The sequence below is a fragment of the Ralstonia pickettii genome, from assembly GCF_016466415.2.
Taxonomy (GTDB): domain Bacteria; phylum Pseudomonadota; class Gammaproteobacteria; order Burkholderiales; family Burkholderiaceae; genus Ralstonia; species Ralstonia pickettii.
Window position 1 is genome coordinate 1087345 of record NZ_CP066772.2, and the last position, 23386, is coordinate 1110730.

General features: G+C 62.9%; 21 protein-coding genes, 2 pseudogenes and 1 riboswitch. Of the genes and pseudogenes, 12 read left to right on the forward strand and 11 right to left on the reverse strand.

The genetic code is table 11. The annotated features are described in order from the left end of the window. Window positions 1–23: 23 nt before the first annotated feature. Both RP6297_RS21130 and RP6297_RS21135 read left to right on the forward strand, forming a co-directional pair. The gene (locus RP6297_RS21130) at window positions 24–1910 is read left to right on the forward strand and encodes a bifunctional sugar phosphate isomerase/epimerase/4-hydroxyphenylpyruvate dioxygenase family protein (RefSeq protein WP_037028874.1); all 1887 of its coding nucleotides are present in this window, start codon (window positions 24–26) and stop codon (window positions 1908–1910) included. Between the two features lie 121 nt (window positions 1911–2031). Next, window positions 2032–3096, forward strand: coding sequence for a porin (locus tag RP6297_RS21135; protein ID WP_009240701.1), 1065 nt, complete (start codon window positions 2032–2034; stop codon window positions 3094–3096). 68 nt (window positions 3097–3164) lie between these two features. On the opposite strand, the gene RP6297_RS21140 is transcribed toward RP6297_RS21135, so the two are convergent. From RP6297_RS21140 to RP6297_RS21150, 3 genes are all read right to left on the reverse strand, one after another. Continuing rightward, window positions 3165–4418 (reverse strand): D-amino acid dehydrogenase, encoded by a 1254-nt coding sequence (locus RP6297_RS21140; protein ID WP_009240702.1) that lies wholly within the window; start codon window positions 4416–4418, stop codon window positions 3165–3167. A gap of 145 nt (window positions 4419–4563) precedes the next feature. Next, window positions 4564–4669, reverse strand: a riboswitch (glycine riboswitch). A 64-nt stretch (window positions 4670–4733) separates the two neighbouring features. Further along, window positions 4734–5525, reverse strand: coding sequence for an ethanolamine ammonia-lyase subunit EutC (gene eutC / locus RP6297_RS21145; protein ID WP_009240703.1), 792 nt, complete (start codon window positions 5523–5525; stop codon window positions 4734–4736). A 20-nt stretch (window positions 5526–5545) separates the two neighbouring features. Beyond that, window positions 5546–6928 (reverse strand): ethanolamine ammonia-lyase subunit EutB, encoded by a 1383-nt coding sequence (locus RP6297_RS21150; RefSeq protein ID WP_009240704.1) that lies wholly within the window; start codon window positions 6926–6928, stop codon window positions 5546–5548. Window positions 6929–7052: 124 nt separating this feature from the next. Here RP6297_RS21150 and chrA point away from each other — a divergent pair. After that, window positions 7053–8018, forward strand: a pseudogene (gene chrA / locus RP6297_RS21155) (chromate efflux transporter); the annotation flags it as partial. 185 nt (window positions 8019–8203) lie between these two features. Here the strand turns inward: chrA and RP6297_RS21160 are convergent. The 3 genes from RP6297_RS21160 to RP6297_RS21170 form a co-directional block, all read right to left on the reverse strand. Next, window positions 8204–8659: a DUF3429 domain-containing protein gene (locus RP6297_RS21160; protein WP_009276918.1), complete on the reverse strand. Its 456-nt coding sequence runs from the start codon at window positions 8657–8659 to the stop codon at window positions 8204–8206. Further along, window positions 8656–9411, reverse strand: a complete 756-nt coding sequence (locus RP6297_RS21165; protein ID WP_317624090.1) for an SDR family NAD(P)-dependent oxidoreductase — start codon at window positions 9409–9411, stop codon at window positions 8656–8658. The genes RP6297_RS21160 and RP6297_RS21165 overlap by 4 nt, the downstream gene beginning before the upstream one ends. Window positions 9412–9520: 109 nt before the next feature. Continuing rightward, on the reverse strand, window positions 9521–10486 hold the full coding sequence (locus RP6297_RS21170; protein WP_009241718.1) for a MerR family transcriptional regulator: 966 nt from the start codon (window positions 10484–10486) through the stop codon (window positions 9521–9523). 461 nt (window positions 10487–10947) lie between these two features. Between RP6297_RS21170 and RP6297_RS21175 the strand changes: the two genes are divergently transcribed. Both RP6297_RS21175 and RP6297_RS21180 read left to right on the forward strand, forming a co-directional pair. Next, window positions 10948–13125, forward strand: coding sequence for an alkaline phosphatase family protein (locus tag RP6297_RS21175; RefSeq protein ID WP_009241717.1), 2178 nt, complete (start codon window positions 10948–10950; stop codon window positions 13123–13125). Next, window positions 13103–13786 carry a hypothetical protein gene (locus tag RP6297_RS21180; protein ID WP_009241716.1) on the forward strand — a complete coding sequence of 228 codons (684 nt, stop codon included), beginning with the start codon at window positions 13103–13105 and terminating at the stop codon, window positions 13784–13786. The genes RP6297_RS21175 and RP6297_RS21180 overlap by 23 nt, the downstream gene beginning before the upstream one ends. 297 nt (window positions 13787–14083) lie before the next feature. Here the strand turns inward: RP6297_RS21180 and RP6297_RS21185 are convergent, their stop codons facing one another. From RP6297_RS21185 to RP6297_RS21205, 5 genes and pseudogenes are all read right to left on the reverse strand, one after another. Then, complete coding sequence (locus tag RP6297_RS21185; protein ID WP_009241703.1) at window positions 14084–15265, reverse strand: acetate/propionate family kinase; 1182 nt, start codon at window positions 15263–15265, stop codon at window positions 14084–14086. Continuing rightward, entirely contained in the window at window positions 15262–16707 is a 1446-nt protein-coding gene (locus RP6297_RS21190) for a bifunctional enoyl-CoA hydratase/phosphate acetyltransferase (protein WP_009241702.1), read from the reverse strand. The genes RP6297_RS21185 and RP6297_RS21190 overlap by 4 nt, the downstream gene beginning before the upstream one ends. A 9-nt stretch (window positions 16708–16716) precedes the next feature. Beyond that, complete coding sequence (locus tag RP6297_RS21195; protein WP_009241701.1) at window positions 16717–17223, reverse strand: hypothetical protein; 507 nt, start codon at window positions 17221–17223, stop codon at window positions 16717–16719. 163 nt (window positions 17224–17386) lie between these two features. Continuing rightward, window positions 17387–18361: pseudogene (locus RP6297_RS21200) on the reverse strand (PHA/PHB synthase family protein); the annotation flags it as partial. 33 nt (window positions 18362–18394) lie between these two features. Further along, a complete protein-coding gene (locus RP6297_RS21205; protein ID WP_003131969.1) occupies window positions 18395–18829 on the reverse strand; it encodes a mercury resistance transcriptional regulator MerR in 435 nt (144 codons plus the stop codon). 71 nt (window positions 18830–18900) lie between these two features. Between RP6297_RS21205 and merT the strand changes: the two genes are divergently transcribed. The 7 genes from merT to RP6297_RS21245 all read left to right on the forward strand — a co-directional run bounded on the left by merT (window position 18901) and on the right by RP6297_RS21245 (window position 23385). After that, on the forward strand, window positions 18901–19251 hold the full coding sequence (merT, locus tag RP6297_RS21210; RefSeq protein ID WP_006224622.1) for a mercuric ion transporter MerT: 351 nt from the start codon (window positions 18901–18903) through the stop codon (window positions 19249–19251). A gap of 12 nt (window positions 19252–19263) precedes the next feature. Continuing rightward, entirely contained in the window at window positions 19264–19539 is a 276-nt protein-coding gene (gene merP, locus RP6297_RS21215) for a mercury resistance system periplasmic binding protein MerP (protein WP_003131987.1), read from the forward strand. Window positions 19540–19610: 71 nt separating this feature from the next. Then, window positions 19611–21296, forward strand: coding sequence for a mercury(II) reductase (gene merA, locus RP6297_RS21220; protein WP_003156770.1), 1686 nt, complete (start codon window positions 19611–19613; stop codon window positions 21294–21296). A 17-nt stretch (window positions 21297–21313) separates the two neighbouring features. Next, complete coding sequence (gene merD / locus RP6297_RS21225) at window positions 21314–21679, forward strand: mercury resistance co-regulator MerD (RefSeq protein WP_000995360.1); 366 nt, start codon at window positions 21314–21316, stop codon at window positions 21677–21679. Then, window positions 21676–21912, forward strand: coding sequence for a broad-spectrum mercury transporter MerE (gene merE, locus RP6297_RS21230; protein ID WP_003132004.1), 237 nt, complete (start codon window positions 21676–21678; stop codon window positions 21910–21912). Before merD ends, merE begins: the two co-directional genes overlap by 4 nt. Beyond that, complete coding sequence (locus RP6297_RS21235) at window positions 21909–22910, forward strand: DUF3330 domain-containing protein (RefSeq protein WP_008652068.1); 1002 nt, start codon at window positions 21909–21911, stop codon at window positions 22908–22910. The genes merE and RP6297_RS21235 overlap by 4 nt, the downstream gene beginning before the upstream one ends. Further along, window positions 22816–23385 (forward strand): recombinase family protein, encoded by a 570-nt coding sequence (locus RP6297_RS21245; protein WP_027982055.1) that lies wholly within the window; start codon window positions 22816–22818, stop codon window positions 23383–23385. The genes RP6297_RS21235 and RP6297_RS21245 overlap by 95 nt, the downstream gene beginning before the upstream one ends. Window position 23386 lies beyond the last annotated feature (1 nt).

Sequence of the window (23386 nt, forward strand, 5' to 3'; positions counted from 1 at the left end):
GCATCGTCAGACAACGCATCGCCATGAATTCGCTCCGCGCAGCGCGCTATCCCAAATGCATCGCCACCGTGTGCCTGTCCGGCACGCTGCCTGAAAAGCTGGAGGCGGCGGCCGCTGCCGGTTTTGATGGCATCGAGATCTTCGAAAACGATCTGCTGAACTTCGACGGTTCCCCGGCCCGCGCGCGTCAGATGGCGGCAGACCTCGGGCTTGCGATCATGCTGTACCAGCCGTTCCGCGATTTCGAAGCCATGCCGCGTGCGTTGTTCGCCCGAAACCTGGCGCGCGCCGAGCGCAAGTTCGACGTGATGGCCGAACTGGGTGTCGAGACGGTGCTGGTATGCAGCAACGTGCAGGACATCGCCATCGACGACCCGGCGCGCGCGGCAGACGATCTGCGCCAGATGGCGGAAGCTGCGGCCGGGCGTGGGCTGCGCGTGGGTTATGAAGCGCTGGCATGGGGGCGGCACACGCGAACCTGGCGGCAAGCGTGGCAAATCGTGCAGCAGGCTGACCACCCGGCGCTCGGGCTGATTCTCGACAGCTTCCATACGCTGTCGCTGGGCGACACGTTGGATGGCCTTAGCAACGTGCCGGCGGACAAGCTCTTCTTCGTGCAGTTTGCGGATGCGCCAAGGCTGTCGATGGACGTACTGTCCTGGAGCCGGCATCACCGTAACTTCCCGGGGCAGGGCGACCTGCCGGTGACGGACTTTGCGCGCGACTTGCTTGCTGCGGGCTATACCGGGCCCTTGTCGCTCGAAGTCTTCAATGACGATTTCCGCTCCGCGCCCGCGCGGCTCACGGCGCTGGATGGCATGCGTTCACTACTCTGGCTGGAGTCCGAAGCGGGCGGCGCAGAACTGCCGGCCGCAGCTCAATTTGAAGGCGTGGACTTCCTGGAGTTTGCCGTCGATGCCGCAGCAGGGCGGGAGCTTGAAATGCGCCTGCGTGCACTGGGTTTTGCCTTTGCCGGGCACCATCGCTCCAAGGCCGTTGACCTGTATCGGCAAGGCCGCGTCAACGTGATCCTGAACATGGAGCAGGACAGCGCGGCGTCGGAGCATTTCGAGCTGCATGGGCCGTCTGTCTGCGCGATCGGCCTGAAGGTGGACGACGCCGAGCGCGCCATGGCACGCGCACGTGTGCTGTGCGCCCAGGAGTGGCGCGGGCCGGTGGGGCCTGCCGAACGCAGCATTCCCGCGCTGCGGGCCCCCGATGGCACGCTGCTCTATCTGATCGACGACCGCCAAGCCGATCGCAGCATCTACGAAAGCGATTTCGTTCTCCATCCTGGCATGCAGGACGATGCAGCGGGATTGGCATCGATCGACCACGTCGCGCAGGCGCTGCCCGCACATCGGCTCGACAGCTTCGTGCTGTTCTACCGGGCCATCTTCGGCATGGAAGCCGAACCCGAACAGGAGATTGCCGACCCGTACGGCCTCGTGAAAAGCCGTGCGATGGTGAGCCCCGACCGCAACGTGCGGATTCCGCTCAACGTATCGGAGAGCGGGCGCACCGCCACCGGCCGGTTCATTGCCGCCTACGCGGGCTCGGGCGTGCATCACATTGCCTTGCGCACCGAGCGGCTGTTCGAAACCATTGAGGCCATCGACCGCGGCGCGGCCCACCTGCAGCATGTGCCCGAGAACTACTACGACGACGTCGCCGCCCGCCTGGGGCTGGACGATGCGCTGCTCACCCGCCTGCACGACGATGGTCTGCTCTACGACCGCGACCCGCACGGCGACTTCCTGCACACCTACACCGAGCCCTTTCGCGAGCGCTTCTTCTTCGAGCTTGTCCAGCGCAACGGCTACCTGGGCTACGGCGCGGCAAACGCCGCTGTGCGCATGGCCGTACAGGCGCAACTGAGCCGCACCACCACCAATACGGCTGACCACTGAGTCACGAAGACTTTGGCGCTCGCGGTCGTGCGGCCGTGGGCGTTATCCACGCAACACCACGGCTGCGCGGGCAGCCGTTGCACATCCATCCCCATCACATCAAAGAGGAGACAAGGGAGCCATGAACAAGACAATGATTGCCGCATTGGTGCTCGGAGCCACGAGCCTGCCAGCGGCAGCGCAAACCACCGGCGGTGTCACGCTCTACGGGCTGATCGACACCACCATCCGCTACAGCACGCACGAAAACGCGGCAGGCAACAGCAATCTGCAGATGATGGACGGCGTGCTGACCGGTAGCCGCTGGGGCCTGCGTGGCACCGAAGACCTGGGTGGCGGCACCAAGGCCATGTTCATCCTGGAATCGGGCTTCTTCCCCGATACCGGCGGCAGCCAGCAGGGCGGGCGACTGTTCGGACGCACCGCGGTGGTGGGCCTGGAAGGCGACTACGGCAAGCTCTACCTCGGCCGGCAATACACGCTGGCACACGAGGTTTTGTCTTCGTACGAGGCGATGGCGTTTGCCAACAACTCCATCGTCGGCTATCAGGGCGGCAACTACACCGGCCTGCGCTACGACAACACGGTCAAGTACATCAAGTCGTTCGGCGGTCTGCAGCTTGCCGGCGCATGGACGTTTGGCGAAGCAGCCGGCAGCTTCAGCAAGAGTTCGGCCGGCGCCGGCTCGATCGTCTACAGCATGGGCTCGGCTGAAGTGGGCGCGGTGTATCAGGTCACGCGCGATGTGTCGTCGGCGTTCTTCGGCGCGGTGCCGGCGGCGCTTGCCAGCAAGCAGACGGTCTGGGGCTTTGGCGGCAAGCTCGATACGTCGATTGCCACGTGGTACCTCGGTTATACGAACAGCCGCCTCGACGTGGCCGACTACAAGAACCAGGCCGGCTATGTTGGTGCAAAGGTGCCGATCTCCGGCGCACTGAGTTTCATCGGCACCGTGCAGTACGACTGGATGAAACACCTCGATGCCAGCGGCAAGCGCCTGACCACCGCTGGCATGCTCGACTACGCCTTCAGCAAGCGCACCGACGTCTACGCCGAAGTGGACTACACCCGCCTGCAGGGCGCCTGGGTTGCTCTGAACAGCGCCGCCGCATTCAACAATTCGGGCAACACGTACGGCAACAACTCGCGGTTGGGCGTGATGCTGGGCGTGCGGCATAAGTTCTGATTGCTTGGTTCGTTCTCGCAATGAAAAAAAGCCCGCCAATGTTCCGGCGGGCTTTTTTCATGCTGCGATCAATGCAGCGGGCAATCTCGCGCGATCACGTCGCCTACCATGGCAGCGGTTGCGCCAGACAGCGTCCAGCCCAGATGCCCATGGCCCGTGTTGTAGAACACGCGCGCGTGCCGCCCACGGCCGACGCGCGGCATCATGTCCGGCATCATCGGGCGCAAGCCGGCCCAGGGCACCACACGCGAGGTACCAATCGCAAAGTTGCGGCGTGTCCATGCCACCAGCGGTTCGATGCGGTCCGCGCGGATATCGCGGTTGTAGCCGTTGAATTCCGCCGTGCCCGCCACGCGGAAGCGGCCAGTGCCCAGGCGGCTCGTCACGATCTTCGCGCTCTCATCCAGCAGGCTGACCCACGGCGCGCCTTGCACGCTGGCATCGTCGTCCAGGTGGACCGTGATCGAATAGCCCTTGACCGGATACACGTTGATGCGATCGCCCACCAGTTGTGCGATATGCCGGCTGCCCACGCCCGCGCACACGACCATCGCATCGGCGGCAAGGTCCTGTACGACATTCGCCGCGGTGGTGGAAAGGCGGTCATCGAGCGTGGTTTGCAGCAGCAGGCGCACGCCGCTTTCGGTGGTTTCCACATCGCGCACATCCACGCCGTGCATGAACCGCACGCCGCGCTTCTCACACGCCTGCGCCAGGCCGCGCGTGAACTTGTGGATGTCACCGGTGGCGTCGGATGCGGTGAAATAGCCGCCGTAGTAGTTGCCGCGCAGCGTCGGCTCAATGGCGGCAATCTCCTCGGGGCTCACGGCGTGCCGCTCAAGCCCGCCGGCGACGAGCAGGGCGTTGGCCTTGCCTGCTGCCGCAAAGCTGGCCTTGTCGTGATAGACGTGCAGAATGCCGCGCTTCTGCAGGTCGAAATCGATCTGCTCCCGTTCGGCCATCGCAAACAGATGCTTGCGTGCCTCGATGGCCATGCGTGTGGTCTCGATGGTGTTGCGGCGGTAGTGCGCGATGCTGGCGACGAACTCGCCGATCCACGAGTATTTGTGCCACGAGGGCTTGGGATTGAGCAGCAGCGGGGCGTCGTTGCGCAGCATCCATTTGATGCCTTTGAGCAGCGTGCCGGTGCTGTTCCAGACTTCTGCGTTGCTGGCGGAAAGCTGCCCGCCGTTGGCGAACGAGGTTTCCATGGCCGGGTACAGGTGGCGGTCGAGCACCGTGACCTGATAGCCGAGTTGCGAGAGCGTGTAGGCAGTGGTGACGCCGGATATGCCGGCGCCGACGATGACGATGTGCGTCATGGCGGTCCCTATGGAGTGATGTCATGACCGGACGATCCGGTCGGCTCACCCCATCTGTCTCGGGACCTGAGAGCTTGGGCGTCAGCAGCGCTGGCGCCTTCCCCTTCGGTGGGCGCACGCGTGTACGCCTCTCTCCAGATTCGCAGTCGACGCCACAGTCCTTTTGCCTGAGAGTTTCCGGGGTGGTTGCTCCATCGGCGCCGGGCGTTGCGCGCGTGTGCGTTGAGCCCGGTCTCTCCTGCGGCGTGTTGCAGCTGTCGTTGGTGCTTCAGCCGCGCCTGCGTGCTGCCGGTGTGGGCAGCGGGGGGGAGTGTGTCACGGGTTGTGAGGTTCGGCAAGTCGGGCTGCACCCGGTGAGACGGACGGCGTGTCATCCTTCAGGTCGACGCCACTGCGGCCCAGCGCCAGCGCGCCGTTGAGCAGATACACCAGTCGGGTCGCTGCCTGGTCATAGGCCTGGCCAGCCGGCCGCACATTCGAGATGCAGTTCCGCTCCGCATCGGAACGGCCAACACGCGGGGCGTAGGTCAGGTAAATGCCTAGGCTGTCAGGCGAACTCAACCCTGGCCGCTCACCGATCAGCATCACCACCTGCCGCGCGCCCAGCAGCGCACCGATCTCATCCCCCAGCGCAACGCGGGACTGCTCGGCGATGGCAACTGGCCCGATCGACCAGCCGGCCGGCAGAAGCTCACGCACGCTGCATAGCAGCGGCACGGCATGGCTGTGCACCGCCAATGCGGAGAGCCCATCGGCAATCACGAAGACAACGTCGAACGGCTGCGCTGGCCGCAACGCGCCGAGTCTTGCGCGGCTGGCCTCGTCAAGGCGCCGGCCAAGGTCGGGACGGCGCAGATATTCCGCGCGATCTGCAGCCGCGCTGTGCGTCGCCACAGCTGAGAAGCCCGCTTCCTCAAGTGCCGCCGCCACCGCGGCGCTATCGAGCGGCAGGTGTACGGCATCGCGCGCCTGGGCATGCGCCACGCCAAACGCCAGCACGGCGTTGGTCGTCTGGCTGTTGCCGGCGCGGCCCAGCGCGATACGGGCGTCGGTAAAGGCGCGCAGGTGCGCCCACGGATTGGGCTGAACGAGGGTGTGTTTCGGCATGTTTGGCTTCTCCACCGAGTTCACAGTGCGTGAGCCAACTGCAGCAGTGGTTGCCGCGCCGTGGCGTCTTGCAGGCGGCCGGCCGCATCGACGATGCCCATGCTTTGCAGCCACGCCTCGAACTCCGGTGCGGGCCGCAGCCCGAGCGAGTCGCGCAGATAGAGCGCGTCATGGAACGATGTGCTCTGGTAGTTCAGCATGATGTCGTCAGCGCCCGGCACGCCCATGATGAAATGGATGCCCGCCACGCCAAAGAGCGTCAGCAGCGTATCCATGTCGTCCTGGTCCGCTTCTGCGTGGTTGGTGTAGCAGACGTCGCAGCCCATCGGCAGGCCCATCAGCTTGCCGCAGAAGTGGTCTTCCAATCCTGCGCGGATGATCTGCTTGCCGTCGTACAAGTACTCCGGCCCGATAAAGCCGACGACCGTATTCACCAGCAAGGGCGAAAACGCCCGCGCTACGGCATAGGCACGCGCTTCCATCGTTTGCTGATCGACGCCGTGGTGCGCATTGGCCGACAACGCGCTGCCCTGGCCAGTCTCGAAATACATCACGTTGTTGCCAACCGAGCCGCGCGAGAGGCTTTGCGCTGCGTCATGCGCTTCGCCCAGCAATGCGAGGCTGATGCCAAACCCCGCATTGGCTTGCTCGCTGCCGGCCACCGACTGGAACACCAAGTCGACCGGGGCGCCTTGGTCAATGGCGCGTATGGTGTTCGTCACGTGGGTCAGCACGCACGACTGCGTGGGAATGGCGTAGCGGTTGCGCAGCTCATCCACCAGTTGCAGCAGCGAAACGATGGCGCCGAGATTGTCGCCGGCAGGGTTGATGCCGATGGTCGCGTCGCCGCAGCCATAGAGCAGGCCATCGATGATCGATGCAGCAATGCCTTTGGGATCATCCGTCGGGTGGTTGGGCTGCAGCCGGACCGACAACCGGCCGGGCAAACCGATGGTGTTGCGAAAGCGCGTGACCACGCGGCACTTGCGCGCCACGGCGACCAGATCCTGGTTGCGCATCAGCTTGCCGACCGCGGCGGCCATTTCCGGCGTGATGCCGGGCGCGACGCTTGCCAGTGTCTGGCTGTCGGTCTCATGCAGGAGCAGCCAGTTGCGGAATTCCCCCACCGTGAGCGAGGCGATCGGGCCGAAGGCCTGCGCGTCGTGCCGATCAAGAATCAGGCGCGTGACCTCGTCGTCTTCATAGGGCACCAGCGCTTCGTTGAGAAACACCGACAGCGGCACATCCGCCAGTGCCATCCGTGCGGCCATGCGTTCGCCCTCACTGGCCGCGGCCAGGCCCGCCAGGTAGTCGCCGGAGCGCGCTGGGCTCGCTTTGGCCAGGAGTGTCTTGAGATCGTTGAACACATGGCGCTGTGCGCCAATGGTGTGGGCAAAGTGCATGATGGGATACCCGGCAGAGTCCAATGGCGGTGACGGCGATGCCTATCCTGCCACTTTAGTTGCCTTCCAAGCCATGGCGGCAATGTTCTAATACGGGTTTCTCAAACGTCGATATCCCGCGCCAATGACCGCTTCCGCCACACCGTCCCGTACACATCAAGCGGGCTCTGCCATGGAAGTGCTGGCGGTCTTTCTCAAGCTGGGCCTCACGAGCTTCGGCGGCCCTGTCGCGCATATCGGCTACTTCCGCCGCGAGTTCGTGGAGCGTCGGCGCTGGCTGGACGACGCCACATTCACCGATCTGGTCGGGCTGTGCCAGTTTCTGCCGGGGCCTGCCAGCAGCCAGGTCGGGTTTTCCGTCGGCCTGCTCCGGGCCGGCTGGCGCGGCGGGTTGGCGGCGTGGTGCGGCTTTACGCTGCCTTCCGTCTTGTTGCTGCTGGCATTTGCGATGCTCGCGCCGAGCCTCGGCGGCCCGTTTGGCGCGGGCCTGATCCACGGTTTGAAGCTGGTTGCCGTTGCTGTGGTGGCGCAGGCCGTGTGGGACATGGCGCGCAAGCTCTGTCCAGACTGGCAGCGCGCAGGCATCGCGGTACTCAGCATCGCCGTGCTTGGCGCGTTGACGACCGTCTACGCGCAACTTGTCGTGATTGCGCTTGGCGCCGCGCTGGGCCTGGTGTTGTGCCGGACATCCCTTCCGGCCAGCGGTAGCCAGAGGGCAGGGCAGGAGGCCGCATTCAGCGTGTCTCATGTGGCCAGCATCGTCAGCCTGGCGTTGTTCTGCGCGCTGCTGTTCGGACTTCCGGTTCTGACGGATCTTCATCCGTGGATGCCCGCGAAGGTATTCGACGCGTTCTATCGTTCGGGTGCATTGGTTTTTGGGGGCGGGCACGTCGTGCTTCCGTTGCTGGAGCAGCAGACGGTCGCGACCGGTTGGGTGGCATCGAACGATTTTTTGGCTGGCTACGGTGCCGCACAGGCCGTGCCGGGGCCGCTCTTCACCTTTGCCGCTTTCCTCGGTTGGACGATCGGGCCGGGGCTCAATCACTGGGCCGGGGCTGCCCTTGCTACGGTGGGCATTTTCCTGCCGGGGTAAGCGTCCTTTTCGTGCAAAATCTGGGCGATGTCGCCCAAACCGATGTTCCTGTAGATGACCGCTCCGTTTTTTGAATCGATTGCCACGTGGTCCTCCAAACAGACTTCGAACAGATTCCTGAGCAGATGAGATTGTTGAGTTCGACGCAACATCCTATCCCCGTAGTGCACGGCCCTCAGGGCTTAGCGCGCGCTTGCAAAACCCGAAAGCGCTAGCGACGCCGTTGCTACAAGGGTCAGTACGCTGCGTAACCGAAAATACCAGGCCGGTATTGCTCCGCCACGCTCAAACCCTGCATCCGTCAACCAACAGATGGCCAACACGATTGCCATCCTGACAAGAGCGGCGGGCGGCTCGCTGCTGACTGCCACGGCCCATGCCGCGAGCGATGGAACAACGCTCCAGGCGAGCTGCAAGGTGTGCATGCGCGTTGCGGTTGCCGCGCGAAGGGCGAGACCCCAGTGCACTGCACCTACGAACGACGTAATGGTCGTCGCGTACACCAGCAGCCAGCTTTGGTATTCACCGCGGCTCGATGTGTCCCCCAGACATAGTCCGGCCAGCGCGATAAACGGTATGAGCCCGCTGATCCCGAGCACGGCTGCCAAGCCGCGTACGCTTGTCGTATGCGTACTCATGGCTTCGGTGGTATGACCAATCGCCCGTGGCCACCGTCCACGCCGATCTGTTGGCCGGTGATCCAGGATGCTGCAGGGCTGAGCAGGAATTCCGCAAGCGCCGCGGTGTCGTCTCCTTGTCCGAGCCTGCCCAGCGGATTTGCCTTTGCAAGCCGCTCAGCAACTGTTGGAGCACTTGTCAGTCGAGATGACATTGCTGACGAGGTCAGCCCCGGGTGAATGCAGTTCACGCGGATATTGCGATCTGCATACGTTGCAGCTGCTGACTGCGCAAGCGCCGCGACGGCTGCCTTCGCGCTGGCAATTGCCTCGTGATTCGGGAAGCCGGCAGTGGCGGCAACCGAGCCGATTAAGACCGCGCTTGCGTGCACTTTGTGGTGAACGGCTTGTTGCACAAACAAGCGCAACGCATTCCACGCCGAAAAGAAATTCGCATCGAGCGCCTGCTTGAGATCGTCCTCCGAAGTCAAATGGAGCGGCTTGATGATGATCGATCCGACGCAGTGTGCGAGGCCTGCCGGTGCGCCGAATCGGGTGACACCGGCTTCAATAGCAAGCTGAGCGCTACTGCGGTCTGTGACGTCGGCCGGGCAAACAAGAACCGAGGGCGGCTGGAGCGCGTCAGCGAGCTGTTCTAGCTTCTTCTGGTCTCGCGCTGTGAGTACCAGCGGAATGCCTGAGCTGTTCAAGCGACGCGCCAGGGCGGAGCCCACAGCGCCGCTAGCTCCAGTAATCCATACAAATCCCATCATCACTTCCTGATATGTTCCCAACCGGACAGAGAAGGCACAACGGTCGTGGCCTGACTAAATTCCGCTCAAACCGCATCACGGTCACCATCGCGTCGCACGCCGGAGCGAGTTAGCGCTTGGCACTGTTGAGCAGGTCTTCGTGACGCACGACCTCAGCCAGGGCGGTCTCAAGCAGCTGAACCGCACGATTCGCGACGTTACCGAGACGGCGATGCAGCAACGCATCGCGAGGCGAGCGGGACAAGCACGCATCGCTGTAACGTTGGAACGCACTGAGTTGGATTACGAGTTCGGCCAAGTGCCGTGGGCACTCGCACTGGATCGTTGAAGTCAGCCCCGCGAAAGCAGCGAGCGCCTTGTCGTCGAAGCGACGCGCCGCTCGCGAGCGCGTGTCAGCGTTCAAAATGTCTGCCTGGCGGAGGGCCGTAGCCCAATCGACCAGCTCTGCGATCAGCGACTCCGGCCTGACTTCAGCATCGGATTGTGGCACTACACGCAAGCCACCGAGGCTCGCCCGTTCAATTGCGCGGGGTGTGCCCGATGTAAAGATCACGCTGATCGCTTTCGCGTGCGCCGCTTCGGCCAGCGCCACAATCCGTAGGATGGCGTCCTCCGTGAGTGAAGGAACGGCGGCAAGCAACGCATCCGCCCTCAGTCCTGCTCGCGCGTCCCGAAACGCTTCTTCCGGCGATCCGGGATGTCCGCAAACATGCATGCTGTCTGAGGCCGAATTCGAGATAGCAATCGACACTGGCCCTACCATCAAAAGCGAAATAGGCTCGACCTTTGCCGCATGAACGGTTCCGGACGATCGCACCAGGGCCCTTAGAGACTCCACATTGAGACCCGCAACCGCACCGATAGCGTGGCCGCAATCGACAAGTCCTCTGATCAGGCGCAAGCGCTCTATGTCTTCCTCTGTGTAGAGACGCTGGCCCGATGCACTTTTCGGCGGCGAGACGACAGCGTATTTGCGTTCCCAAATGCGCAAGGTGGATGCCGACATGCGAGCCAGTTTTGCCGCTTCGCCGCTTCGATAATGTCTGGGGGCTAATGATTTATAGAGCCTTTTCACAAGTCCTCCTCATTGCGTCTCTAGGTTAATACGCTGGGGCGACTGCGAACAGAGGACTGTCCAGCAGGGAGCGGTAATGCTGGTCGATGAGTCGAGAATGCGTCGGTATCTTGCTCGGAACGTTGCATGCCTAGCGGGATTGCTCGGGCTCTGAATGTCGTGGACGCCGTTATGCGTCGTATTTCATGAGTCGCGATGGGCTGTTCCGAGCGACTGGGTCGCAGACGATGCCTTGAGGATGTGCCGCTGCGCTCGAGATCGTCATTTCTGGGTAGCTCCAATTTCCGAGCAGGATCCGCATAAGGCCATGTTGGACTTTGCGCCGCCTTCACGCAGAAACCAACTCATACTCGACAACGCCAACTGCTTTCGCGCCAGCTTCTGTGCGACGTCACAGTTCCGTCATGTATCAAATCTAGTCTCCCGTGCCAGTACTAAATGTTGGTTCCAGGGGATTGAACATGAAACACATGTACGGCTTGGCAGCCGCCTTGGCTGGAAGCGTTCTCGTCGCCGCATGCGGTGGCGACTCAGTATTGAGCAATGGCACCTCTGCTGCGCAGAGCCAGCCAACGCGAACAATCGTCATGGTCTGGGACGGGCTGCGCCCCGACTCAGTCAATGCAACCGATACACCAAATCTGTATGCATTACGCCAGGCGGGTGTCAACTTCAGCGACAACCATTCGACGTACCCGACCTTCACGATGATGAACGGCTCGTCCTTTGCGACGGGCGCGTTCCCGAAGACCAGCGGGTTCTATGGCAACACCTTCTGGACGCCGCCGCAGGGAGCGACGAACAGCATTCCCGCGGGCAACCTCGGGACGCCGAATGGCGCCAAAACTGCGGCTGCATCGGCAGACTATGTCGACCCGATCTTCACCGAGGACTACCAAGTCCTGACCACTCTGAACAATTACTACGGGGGGCAGCTGCTTCTCGTGAAGAGCCTCTTTGCTGCGGCCCAGGCTACAGGCCTGACGACTGCGACCGTCGGCAAGTCGGGAGCTGCGTTTATCCAGGATCTGGGGCAGGGCGGGTACTTCCTTGATGAGAACACGGTACAGCCGCGTAGCCTTGTCACCGAACTGCAGAGCGCCGGCTATGCATTGCCGTTCAATACGCAGTTTGGATACTCAGGGTCCAACGCTGTCACGCTGGCGGCGACGAACGGAGATCCAACCGCGCGCGCCGGCTACATCACCTTCAACACAACGGCCTATGACAGTGCGAGTGGCGTGACCGCCGTCGCAGCCCGCGACAGCAGTGATACCACGCAGGGGGCCCCTGAAGATGCGGCCAACAAATACATGTTGTCGGTGTTCACCAACTACATCCTGCCGAAGAAGCAGCCGATGCTTTCGCTCATCTGGTTCCGCACACCCGATAACGTCGAGCACGGCTATGGCCCGGGGTCGGCGAATGCGATTGCCGGCTTGCGCTCACAGGATCAACGTCTTGGCGAGCTGGTCAGTGCACTGAAGGCGAACAACCTGTACGCAAGTACCAACCTGATCGTTGTCTCGGACCATGGCCACTCCAGTGTTTCTGGCCCGCTTTCGCTTTACCCACTGCGCGCCATCACGCCTTCGGGAACGGCACCCGGCGGCACGCCAGTCAATGGCGCAACCAGCGGCACGGATGCAGCTGCCATCGGTGCGGTATCTGCCACGGGCTACTCCTTCTCTGGCGACGTTCGCTCGGCCGATTTGCTGACCTATCGGGGCTTCAAGGCGTACGACGGCTCGGGTTGTACAACCTCCGCCATGTACGGTCTGCAGGCAAACGGTACGCCCACCGTGCCGGTCAAGGTTGATACGACCGGCTCGCTGTGCGGCGCGGCCAATACGAAGTACCAAGCGATCAGCGCGAGCCTGGCGACGCCTGTTGCCAGTTTCAAGGTGCCTGCCCCGGGCAACCTCCCGGCCAATGGCATCGTGGTGGCCGCGAACGGCGGGTCCGATTACTTCTATGTGCCAAGCCATGACCCGACCACAGTACAGAATCTTGTGAAGGTGCTGCAGCAACGCGAAGAGTATGGCGCGATCTTCGTCGATAGCCGGTATGGCGCGCTGCCTGGCACGCTGCCCATGTCCATGGTCAATCTGGAAAACGCGCAGCGGCAGAACAATGGTCAGCCTGATGTGGTGGTCAGCTTCAACTGGGATGATCAGGTCGCGATCAAGGGCATGCCCGGCATCGAGTTCGAAAGCGCGGGCGGCCAGCGTGGCATGCACGGTAGCTTCGGTACGACAGACGTGCATAACACGTTGATTGCGAGCGGCCCATCTTTCCGCTCCAGCACCGTTGTGACCAATCCCACAGGCAACGTTGACGTAGCGCCGACGGTTGCTTATCTGTTGGGCCTGTCGATGCCGCAGGCTGATGGCCGCATCCTGAACGAAGCGCTGCTCAATCCGGCGAGCCCGACTGCACCGAGCGTCAAGGCGTCGACGGTGAATCCGGTGTCACCCGCAACGGGGCTCAGCTTCGAGGTGCCGACCGACCCGACGGGGGCGACAAAGGATGCTGCGCTGACACAGGGCAGCTACACCATCAACCTGGCCGTGAAGGATCTGAGCGTTGACGGTAAAACCTATCGATACTTTGACTATGCCAAGGCTGTCCGTCAGTAAAGCAAGCGGTTGGGCGGCAGGCGCGGCGCTGCTGTGCTCGGTATTGGCACCGGCAGCTGCGGCCGGTCGCCCGGCGGGGACGTTCGAATCGGTCTTCCAGTCCGGTGACGAGCCTGCAGCGCTGTTCTATCGGGCCGAGTTCACAGGCAGCGATGGCGTGCATGTGCTGCAGGTCTGGCGCGACAGGCAAGTGCGCCTACGGCGCAAGACGGATGAGGTTCTTGACACGTATGTCGTTCGGAATTCTGCCGACCCGCTCGAGTATCAGATGACGGTGGTGGACTATCGGAAGCGAATCACCACGCGAATTGATCGCAATAACTTGATTCGCCTTGGCCACTTCAGCGACTGGTTCGACTTGGCCCACGGCCTGCGACATCCGGTCGGCGAGTATCGTCTTGCCCCAACCAGCGCGCCTGCGGGAGCGCCGATACCCGCGTCGGCATGCCGTTGGTATGTGCTGTCGCAGGGTAATACCCTGAATCGGATCTGTTGGAGCGCACGTGAACATTTACCGATGGTGATCTGGTCTGACGCCAAGGCGTCCGCTATCTGGCGTGTGACGCAGGTCGAGCATCGTCCGATTGGGGATGATGTCTTTGTCCTTCATGACACGGGCTTCGTGCGCAACGATGCCAACGCCGATATTGAAGGCGATTGAGCGCTTCACCACCAGGCAAGGTGGCGATCAACCCGTCACAGATGAACGTAACAATGAGCCGACAAATCAGTCTGTGCCTCACAAAGCATTTCGACACAGTTTTACGCCTGGACCCGACGCATTTTTAGGTTCGTCGACTCGACTGGGTGCGACATTTCTATTTGGCTCAAATGCGACATTTCTAATTGGCACCAACATCAATTCATCGTGTAATTTGTGTTATGTAAAATAAAATCTGCGCCTATGGGCGACGTGACAGCAGCCCGTGCCATCCAGTTCTTTCGACAAGAAGACTCGTCACTGCAAATTGCATTGAACCGCATGCCGAGCTGCCACCCACTCCTCATTAGTAGGCTCCACCGCCACGCGAATCCGGCTCGCTGAACTGGAAATGATCGCTGCATGCGCTTGGTTGGCCTCGCCATCCAGGTTGGCGCCCAAATAACCAAGTCCCCCCACAACGCGTTCGCGCAGTACGGCGTTGTGTTCGCCAATACCGGCCGTGAATACCAAGAGATCCAGGCCACCAAGCACCGCTACCAGAGCGCCGATCTCGCGGACGATCCGGCGCACGTAGAGCGCAAGCGCTGCCTGCACACGTGGGTTGTCGGCCTCGCGCGAAATCAGGTCGCGCGGGTCGGAAGACAGCCCAGACACGCCGAGCAGACCCGATTCGTGATACAGCACGTGCCCGACCTGTGCCGGGGACAGATGCTCCGTCTCCATCATGTAGAGCACCGCCCCCGGATCGAGCGAGCCACATCGCGTCCCCATCATCAGGCCTTCGAGCGCGGAAAACCCCATCGTTGTGGCCACGCTCTTCAGTTCGATCATTGCACACAGGCTCGCGCCGCTGCCGAGATGCGCGACGATGGTTCGCCCGCGGGCGATATCGCCATGACGTTCGGGCAAGGCGATCGACATGTACTCGTACGACAACCCATGAAAGCCATAACGCCGCAGGCCACGCTCCCATGCCATGTAAGGCAGCGGCAGCATCGTCTCGACCTGTGGCAGCGTGCGGTGGAACGCGGTATCGAAGCATGCGACTTGTGGCACATCGGACAAGCCCAACAGAAGCGCCTCGATGGCTTCCAGTGCAAACGGTTGATGCAACGGTGCCAGTGGAATGTAGCTGCGCAGATCGGAAAGCACCTCCGCGTTCACGCGTACCGGCGCGAAGTACTTGGCGCCGCCATGCACCACCCGATGGGCCACGGCCTTCAGCCGGCGGCCTTCCAGCCTTTGCTCGACCCGCTGGCGAATGTGCATGAGCGCGGCGTGATACGGCTGCGCAGCATCAAGCTCCAGCACCTGTGTCGGCGCGCCAGCCTCTGTCGCCGTGGGGTGTTCAGTGCCGATCCCCTCTACTGTGCCGTTCCACATTGGCGCACGCGGCAACGGGTCAAAGTTGGCATCGAACAACGCAAACTTGATGCTCGACGAGCCGCAGTTCAGTACGACGATGCAATCGCTCATGGCGGCAAGTTGCGGTAGCGGTGGGCAAGCAACGTGGCAAGGGCGCACGACGCGATGCGCGATTCACGCGAGTCGGCACGGCTGGTCAACACAATGGGCACGCGGGCGCCGAGCACAATGCCTGCGCTTGCAGCCCCGCCCAGGTATTCCAACTGTTTGGCGAGCATGTTGCCGCTTTCCAGATCGGGCACCACCAGCACATCGGCCTGCCCTGCCACTTCCGAGACGAGGCCCTTGATGCGCGCGGCAGCGGCGGATACCGCGTTATCGAAAGCCAGTGGCCCGTCCAGCACACCACCCTCGATCTGGCCGCGGTCCGCCATCTTGCACAGTGCGGCCGCATCGAGCGTGGCCGGCATACGCGGGTTCACGGTCTCGACCGCCGCAAGGATCGCCACCCGAGGCCGTTCCACGCCAATCGCATGGGCCAGATCGATGGCGTTGCGGACGATGTCCGCCTTCTGATCGAGGGTCGGCACGATGTTGATGGCGGCGTCCGTCACGATAAACGGCCGCGGATACGCGGGCGACTGCATCAGGAAACAATGGCTGATCCGGCGCTTGGTACGCAGCCCCGCTTCGTCGCGGACGACCGCTGCCATCAATTCATCGGTATGCAGGCTGCCCTTCATGAGCGCCTCTGCCCTGCCCTGCGTCACAAGCTCCACGGCGCGGGTGGCAGCAGCACAGCTGTGCGGCACGTCTTCAATCTCTATGCCACTGAGGTCAAGCCCGGCATCTGCGGCTACCCGCATCAGCTTGGCGTATGGCGCGACGAGGCAAGGCACGATCAGGCCTTCAGCGTGCGCGTCCATCACGGCTGTCAGGCTCAGCGCATCGCACGGGTGGACGATGGCCATGCGGACTGCACCAAGAGGTCGTACATGGTCGAGCAGCCGGTGCATACCATCACTGCCGGTGGTGATACGCACATCCGGCAGTGTGGTGCGCGGACGCTCGATCCGCTCGGTGGGCGCGATGACCTCGGCCTCGCCCGTGATGGCCACCGTGCCGCTGTCGTTTGTACACGTGCATGCCAGCGTGACCCGCTTGCTCGCATCCTCCTTGCTGACCACCGTCACCCGGATGGTTAACGTGTCGCCAACGCGTACCGGACCGAGAAATTGCAGCGTCTGCCCAAGGTAGATCGTTCCCGGCCCCGGCAAACGAGTCCCGAGCAACGCGGAAATGAGCGCTCCGCCCAGCATGCCGTGCGCAATCACGCCATGAAAGCGCGTCGATGCGGCAAAGTCCGCGTCCAGGTGCTGCGGATTGACGTCTCCCGACAACACGGCAAAGAGCTGGACGTCCTCCGGTGTCAGGGTGCGCAGGATGGCTGCCGTGTCGCCAATCGCAATCTCGTCAAAGGTGCGATTGCGCACCACGTTCAGATCGCTGGCCGGCAGCAACGCGGGTAGAGCGGGCGGATGATCGGGGCCCATGCGTGTTCGTCAGGACGATTTGTGGAGTTGACCGTTGCCCTTTCGGGGGGCACGCGCAAGATGCGGCTGCACGGCTGGGGAGCGGAGGAGTGCATCGCCTGGCGCGCCCCACGCCGAGAGCATCCCCTGTAGCGCCGTGTGGACCGGCATGACATTGCCGGCCGTGCTTAGGGCCCGTACGGAAGCCTGCTGCCATTCCAGCATGACGCGCTGGTAATCGGCCACGAAGCGCGATTGGTTCGAGATGGCCGTCTGCAGCACGCCCTGCAGCACACCCATGGCACGCTGGCTGGTCTGCCAGAAGGCGTTGGGCAGCAATCTCGCAAACGCGCTCCAGTCCTCGACGCTTTGCAGATCGGCCAATGCAGACTCCGTGCGGGCAACGTCTGCGGCCAGCAGCTCGGCGCCGAGCTCACACCAGCGCTGTCGCGCTGCCTTGAGCAGACCCAACGTCTGCAGTCCGAATGCAATCTGCGCCTTTTGAAGCGCGAGAGGAACGTTGGCGGGTGTATCCATGTTGGCTCCTTAAGTCATCTGGCTGATGGTTTGGCGAAAGCGCGCCAATGATGCGAGAAACAGCACGGTGCCGATGACGCAGATGGCCAGACATTGAGGCCACACCACCAGTCCCATCGACCAGACCTTGGACCAGATCCCCGCGTTGTTTCTCCACACGCATCTATTTCTCCAGCACGTAGGTGCCGGGCGCTTCGGCCAGTGGCGGTAATCCTGGAGTGCCCATGCTCGGCGGGTTAACCGCCGTGGAACCCGATGCATGTGCAACGAGCCATGCGTGCCACGCCGGCCACCACGAACCGTCGGTGGCGGGCGCCGATGCCAGCCAGTCATCCGGCGCCGCCGATTTCTCGCCTGTGTGGCGTGTCTGCAACTGGAATCTTCGATGCGAGTTGGCGGGCGGGCTGACGATGCCGGCGTTATGACCGCCGCTGGTCAACACGAACGTCAGCTCCGCCTCGGTCAGGTGATGCAGCTTGTAGACGGAGCGCCAAGGCGCCACGTGGTCGGTCAGCGTGCCCACCACGAAGATGGGCAAATCGATCTCGTTGAGTGCCACCGGCTTGCCGTTGACGGGATAGTGGCCCTCGCTCAGGTCGTCGTTCAGGAACAGATGCCGCAGGTACTGGCTGTGCATGCGCGCGGGCATGCGCGTGGCGTCGGCGTTCCAGGCCATCAGATCGTTCATGGGTGCGCGGTCGCCCAGCAAGTATTCGCCCACCAGGCGCGACCACAGCAAGTCGTATGAGCGCAGCATCTGGAAGGCCCCTGCCATCTGGCTGGCGCGCAGATAGCCGGTCTGCTCCATCTGTGCTTCGAGCAGACTGACCTGTGCCTCATCGATGAACAGGCCCAGTTCGCCCGGCTCGCAAAAGTCTGTCTGTGCGGCAAAGAGCGTCATGGACGCCAGCCGTGCATCGCCATCGCGTGCCATGGCAGCCGCAGCGATGGCCAACAATGTGCCCCCGAGGCAGTAGCCGGCGGCGTGAACGCGCTGGCCCGGCACGATGGCATTCACAGCATCGAGCGCGGCAAAGACACCAAGCTTGAGGTAGTCGTCCATGTCGAGGGCGCGATCTGCCTCGTCGGGGTTCTTCCAGGAGATGCAGAACACCGTATGGCCCTGCTCGACCAGATAGGGGTCGTCTCAGAAAACGGAAAATAAAGCACGCTAAGGCATAGCCGAACCTGCCAAGCTTGCTCCACCCTGTAGTGACGCGATCAGCGGGCAGGAAACGTTCCCCCTTCGCGCATGGCAGGCGCACACCAACTCAGACAGCACGGCCTCCATGCGCGCCAGGTCAGCCATTTTCTCGCGCACGTCCTTGAGCTTGTGCTCGGCCAGACTGCTGGCTTCCTCGCAATGGGTGCCATCCTCCAGCCGCAGCAGCTCGGCGATCTCATCCAGGCTGAAGCCCAGCCGCTGGGCTGATTTCACGAAGCGCACCCGCGTTACATCCGCCTCGCCATAGCGGCGGATGCTGCCATAGGGCTTGTCAGGCTCCAGCAACAAGCCCTTGCGCTGATAGAAACGGATGGTCTCCACATTGACCCCGGCCGCCTTGGCGAAAACGCCAATGGTCAGGTTCTCCAAATTGTTTTCCATATCGCTTGACTCCGTACATGAGTACGGAAGTAAGGTTACGCTATCCAATTTCAATTCGAAAGGACAAGCGCATGTCTGAACCAAAAACCGGGCGCGGCGCGCTCTTCACTGGAGGGCTTGCCGCCATCCTCGCCTCGGCTTGCTGCCTCGGGCCGTTGGTTCTGATCGCCTTGGGGTTCAGCGGCGCTTGGATCGGCAACTTGGCGGTGTTGGATCCCTATCGCCCCATCTTTATCGGCGTGGCGCTGGTGGCGTTGTTCTTCGCCTGGCGGCGCATCTACCGGCAGGCAGCGGCCTGCAAACCGGGTGAGGTCTGCGCGATTCCCCAAGTGCGAGCTACTTACAAGCTCATTTTCTGGATCGTGGCCGCGCTGGTTCTGGTCGCGCTCGGATTTCCCTACGTCATGCCATTTTTCTACTGATCGGAGTTCACCATGAAGAAACTGTTTGCCTCCCTCGCCCTCGCCGCCGTTGTTGCCCCCGTCTGGGCCGCCACCCAGACCGTCACGCTGTCCGTACCGGGCATGACCTGCTCCGCCTGCCCGATCACTGTCAAGAAGGCGATTTCCAAGGTCGAAGGCGTCAGCAAAGTTGACGTGACTTTCGAGACACGCCAAGCGGTCGTCACCTTCGACGATGCCAAGACCAGCGTGCAGAAGCTGACCAAGGCAACCGCAGACGCGGGCTATCCGTCCAGCGTCAAGCAGTGAGTCACTGAAAACGGCACCGCAGCACAACGGACGTCATTGTCTGGCGCCACAAACGATAAAGGATCTGTTGCATGACCCATCTAAAAATCACCGGCATGACTTGCGACTCGTGCGCGGCGCACGTCAAGGAAGCGCTGGAAAAAGTGCCAGGCGTGCAGTCGGCGCTGGTGTCCTATCCGAAGGGCACAGCGCAACTCGCCATCGTGCCGGGCACATCGCCGGACGCGCTGACTGCCGCCGTGGCCGGACTGGGCTACAAGGCAACGCTAGCCGATGCGCCACTGGCGGACAACCGCGTCGGACTGCTCGACAAGGTGCGGGGATGGATGGCCGCCGCCGAAAAGCACAGTGGCAACGAGCCCCCGGTGCAGGTAGCGGTCATTGGCAGCGGTGGAGCCGCGATGGCGGCGGCGCTGAAGGCCGTCGAGCAAGGCGCGCAGGTCACGCTGATCGAGCGCGGCACCATCGGCGGCACCTGCGTCAATGTCGGCTGTGTGCCGTCCAAGATCATGATCCGCGCCGCCCACATCGCCCATCTGCGCCGGGAAAGCCCGTTCGATGGCGGTATTGCGGCAACTGTGCCTACGATTGACCGCAGTAAGCTGCTGGCCCAGCAGCAGGCCCGCGTCGACGAACTGCGGCACGCCAAGTACGAAGGCATCCTGGGCGGTAATCCGGCCATCACCGTTGTGCACGGTGAGGCGCGCTTCAAGGACGACCAGAGCCTTACCGTCCGTTTGAACGAGGGTGGCGAGCGCGTCGTGATGTTCGACCGCTGCCTGGTCGCCACGGGTGCCAGCCCGGCGGTCCCGCCGATTCCGGGCTTGAAAGAGTCACCCTACTGGACTTCCACCGAGGCCCTGGCGAGCGACACCATTCCCGAACGCCTTGCCGTAATCGGCTCGTCGGTGGTGGCGCTGGAGCTGGCGCAAGCCTTTGCCCGGCTGGGCAGCAAGGTCACGGTCCTGGCGCGCAATACCTTGTTCTTCCGTGAAGACCCGGCCATCGGCGAGGCGGTGACAGCCGCTTTCCGTGCCGAGGGCATCGAGGTGCTGGAGCACACGCAAGCCAGCCAGGTCGCCCATATGGACGGTGAATTCGTGCTGACCACCACGCACGGTGAATTGCGCGCCGACAAACTGCTGGTTGCCACCGGTCGGACACCGAACACGCGCAGCCTCGCGCTGGACGCAGCGGGGGTCACTGTCAATGCGCAAGGTGCCATCGTCATCGACCAAGGCATGCGCACGAGCAACCCGAACATCTACGCGGCCGGCGACTGCACCGACCAGCCGCAGTTCGTCTATGTGGCGGCAGCGGCCGGCACCCGTGCCGCGATCAACATGACCGGCGGCGATGCGGCGCTCGACCTGACCGCAATGCCGGCCGTGGTGTTCACCGATCCGCAAGTGGCGACCGTGGGCTACAGCGAGGCGGAAGCCCACCACGACGGGATCGAGACCGACAGCCGCACCTTGACCTTGGACAACGTGCCGCGTGCGCTCGCCAACTTCGACACACGCGGCTTCATCAAGTTGGTTATCGAGGAAGGCAGCCATCGGCTGATCGGCGTACAGGCGGTCGCGCCGGAAGCGGGTGAACTGATCCAGACGGCGGCTCTGGCCATTCGCAACCGCATGACGGTGCAGGAACTGGCCGACCAGTTGTTCCCCTACCTGACGATGGTCGAGGGGTTGAAGCTCGCGGCGCAGACCTTCAACAAGGATGTGAAGCAGCTTTCCTGCTGCGCCGGGTGAGAAAAAGGAGGTGTTCAATGAACGCCTACACGGTGTCCCGGCTGGCTCTTGATGCCGGGGTGAGCGTGCATATCGTGCGCGACTACCTGCTGCGCGGATTGCTGCGCCCGGTGGCGTGCACACCAGGCGGCTACGGCTTGTTCGATGACGCCGCCTTGCAACGGCTGTGCTTCGTGCGGGCGGCCTTCGAGGCGGGCATCGGCCTCGACGCGCTGGCGCGGCTGTGCCGGGCGCTGGATGCGGCGGACGGCGACGAAGCGGCCGCGCAGCTTGCCCTGCTGCGTCAGTTCGTCGAGCGTCGGCGCGAAGCGTTGGCCGATCTGGAAGTGCAGTTGGCCACCCTGCCGACCGAGCCGGCACAGCACGCGGAGAGTCTGCCATGAACAACCCCGAGCGCTTGCCGTCCGAGACGCACAAACCGATCACCGGCTACCTGTGGGGCGGACTGGCTGTGCTGACTTGCCCCTGCCACCTGCCCATCCTCGCTGTCGTGCTGGCCGGCACAACCGCCGGTGCTTTCCTCGGCGAGCATTGGGTCATCGCGGCGCTCGGTTTGACCGGCCTGTTCCTTCTGTCCCTGTCGCGGGCGTTGCGGGCATTCAGGGAAAGAGAATGAGCGCTTTCCGGCCGGATGGATGGACGACGCCGGAACTGGCCCAAGCGGTCGAGCGCGGGCAGCTTGAACTGCACTACCAGCCCGTCGTCGATCTGCGCAGTGGTGGGATTGTCGGCGCGGAAGCCCTGTTGCGCTGGCGTCATCCGACGCTTGGACTATTGCCACCGGGCCAGTTCCTGCCCGTGGTCGAATCGTCCGGCCTGATGCCTGAAATCGGCGCTTGGGTGCTGGGCGAAGCCTGCCGCCAGATGCGTGACTGGCGAATGCTGGCATGGCGACCGTTCCGGCTGGCCGTCAATGTTTCGGCGAGCCAAGTGGGACCGGACTTCGACGGGTGGGTAAAGGGCGTGCTGGCTGATGCCGAGTTGCCCGCCGAGTATCTCGAAATCGAGCTGACCGAATCGGTCGCGTTTGGTGATCCGGCGATCTTCCCCGCCCTGGACGCCTTGCGGCAGATCGGTGTGCGCTTCGCCGCCGATGACTTCGGGACGGGGTATTCCTGTCTGCAACATCTGAAGTGCTGCCCAATCAGCACGCTCAAGATCGACCAATCGTTTGTCGCCGGGCTCGCCAACGACCGCCGCGACCAAACCATCGTGCACACCGTGATTCAGCTTGCGCACGGGCTGGGCATGGATGTGGTGGCTGAAGGCGTGGAAACATCGGCGAGTCTTGATCTATTGCGACAAGCGGACTGCGACACAGGACAAGGCTTCCTGTTCGCGAAGCCAATGCCGGCGGCGGCATTCGCCGTCTTCGTCAGTCAATGGAGGGGTGCCACCATGAATGCAAGTGACTCGACCACCACCAGTTGCTGCGTGTGCTGCAAGGAAATCCCGCTCGATGCCGCCTTCACCCCGGAAGGCGCGGAATACGTCGAGCACTTCTGCGGGTTGGAGTGTTATCAACGCTTCGAAGCGCAAGCGCATCGGTTACGTCCGCGTCAGCAGCTTCGACCAGAACCCAGAACGGCAGCTCGAACAGATCCAGGTGGATAAAGTGTTCACCGACAAGGCGTCGGGCAAGGACACACGGCGGCCCGAACTGGAACGGCTGCTCGCCTTCGTGCGCGAAGGCGACACGGTCGTGGTGCACAGCATGGATCGTCTGGCGCGCAACCTCGACGACCTGCGCCGCCTGGTGCAGGGCCTCACCCAGCGCGGCGTACGCATCGAGTTCCTTAAGGAGCATTTGACCTTCACCGGCGAGGACTCGCCGATGGCGAACCTGATGCTGTCGGTAATGGGCGCGTTCGCCGAGTTCGAACGCGCCTTGATCCGCGAGCGGCAGCGCGAGGGCATCGCGCTCGCCAAGCAGCGCGGGGCCTACCGTGGCAGGAAGAAATCCCTGTCGTCTGAGCGTATTGCCGAACTGCGCCAACGTGTCGAGGCTGGCGAGCAAAAGACCAAGCTGGCTCGTGAATTCGGAATCAGTCGCGAAACCCTGTATCAATACTTGAGAACGGATCAGTAAA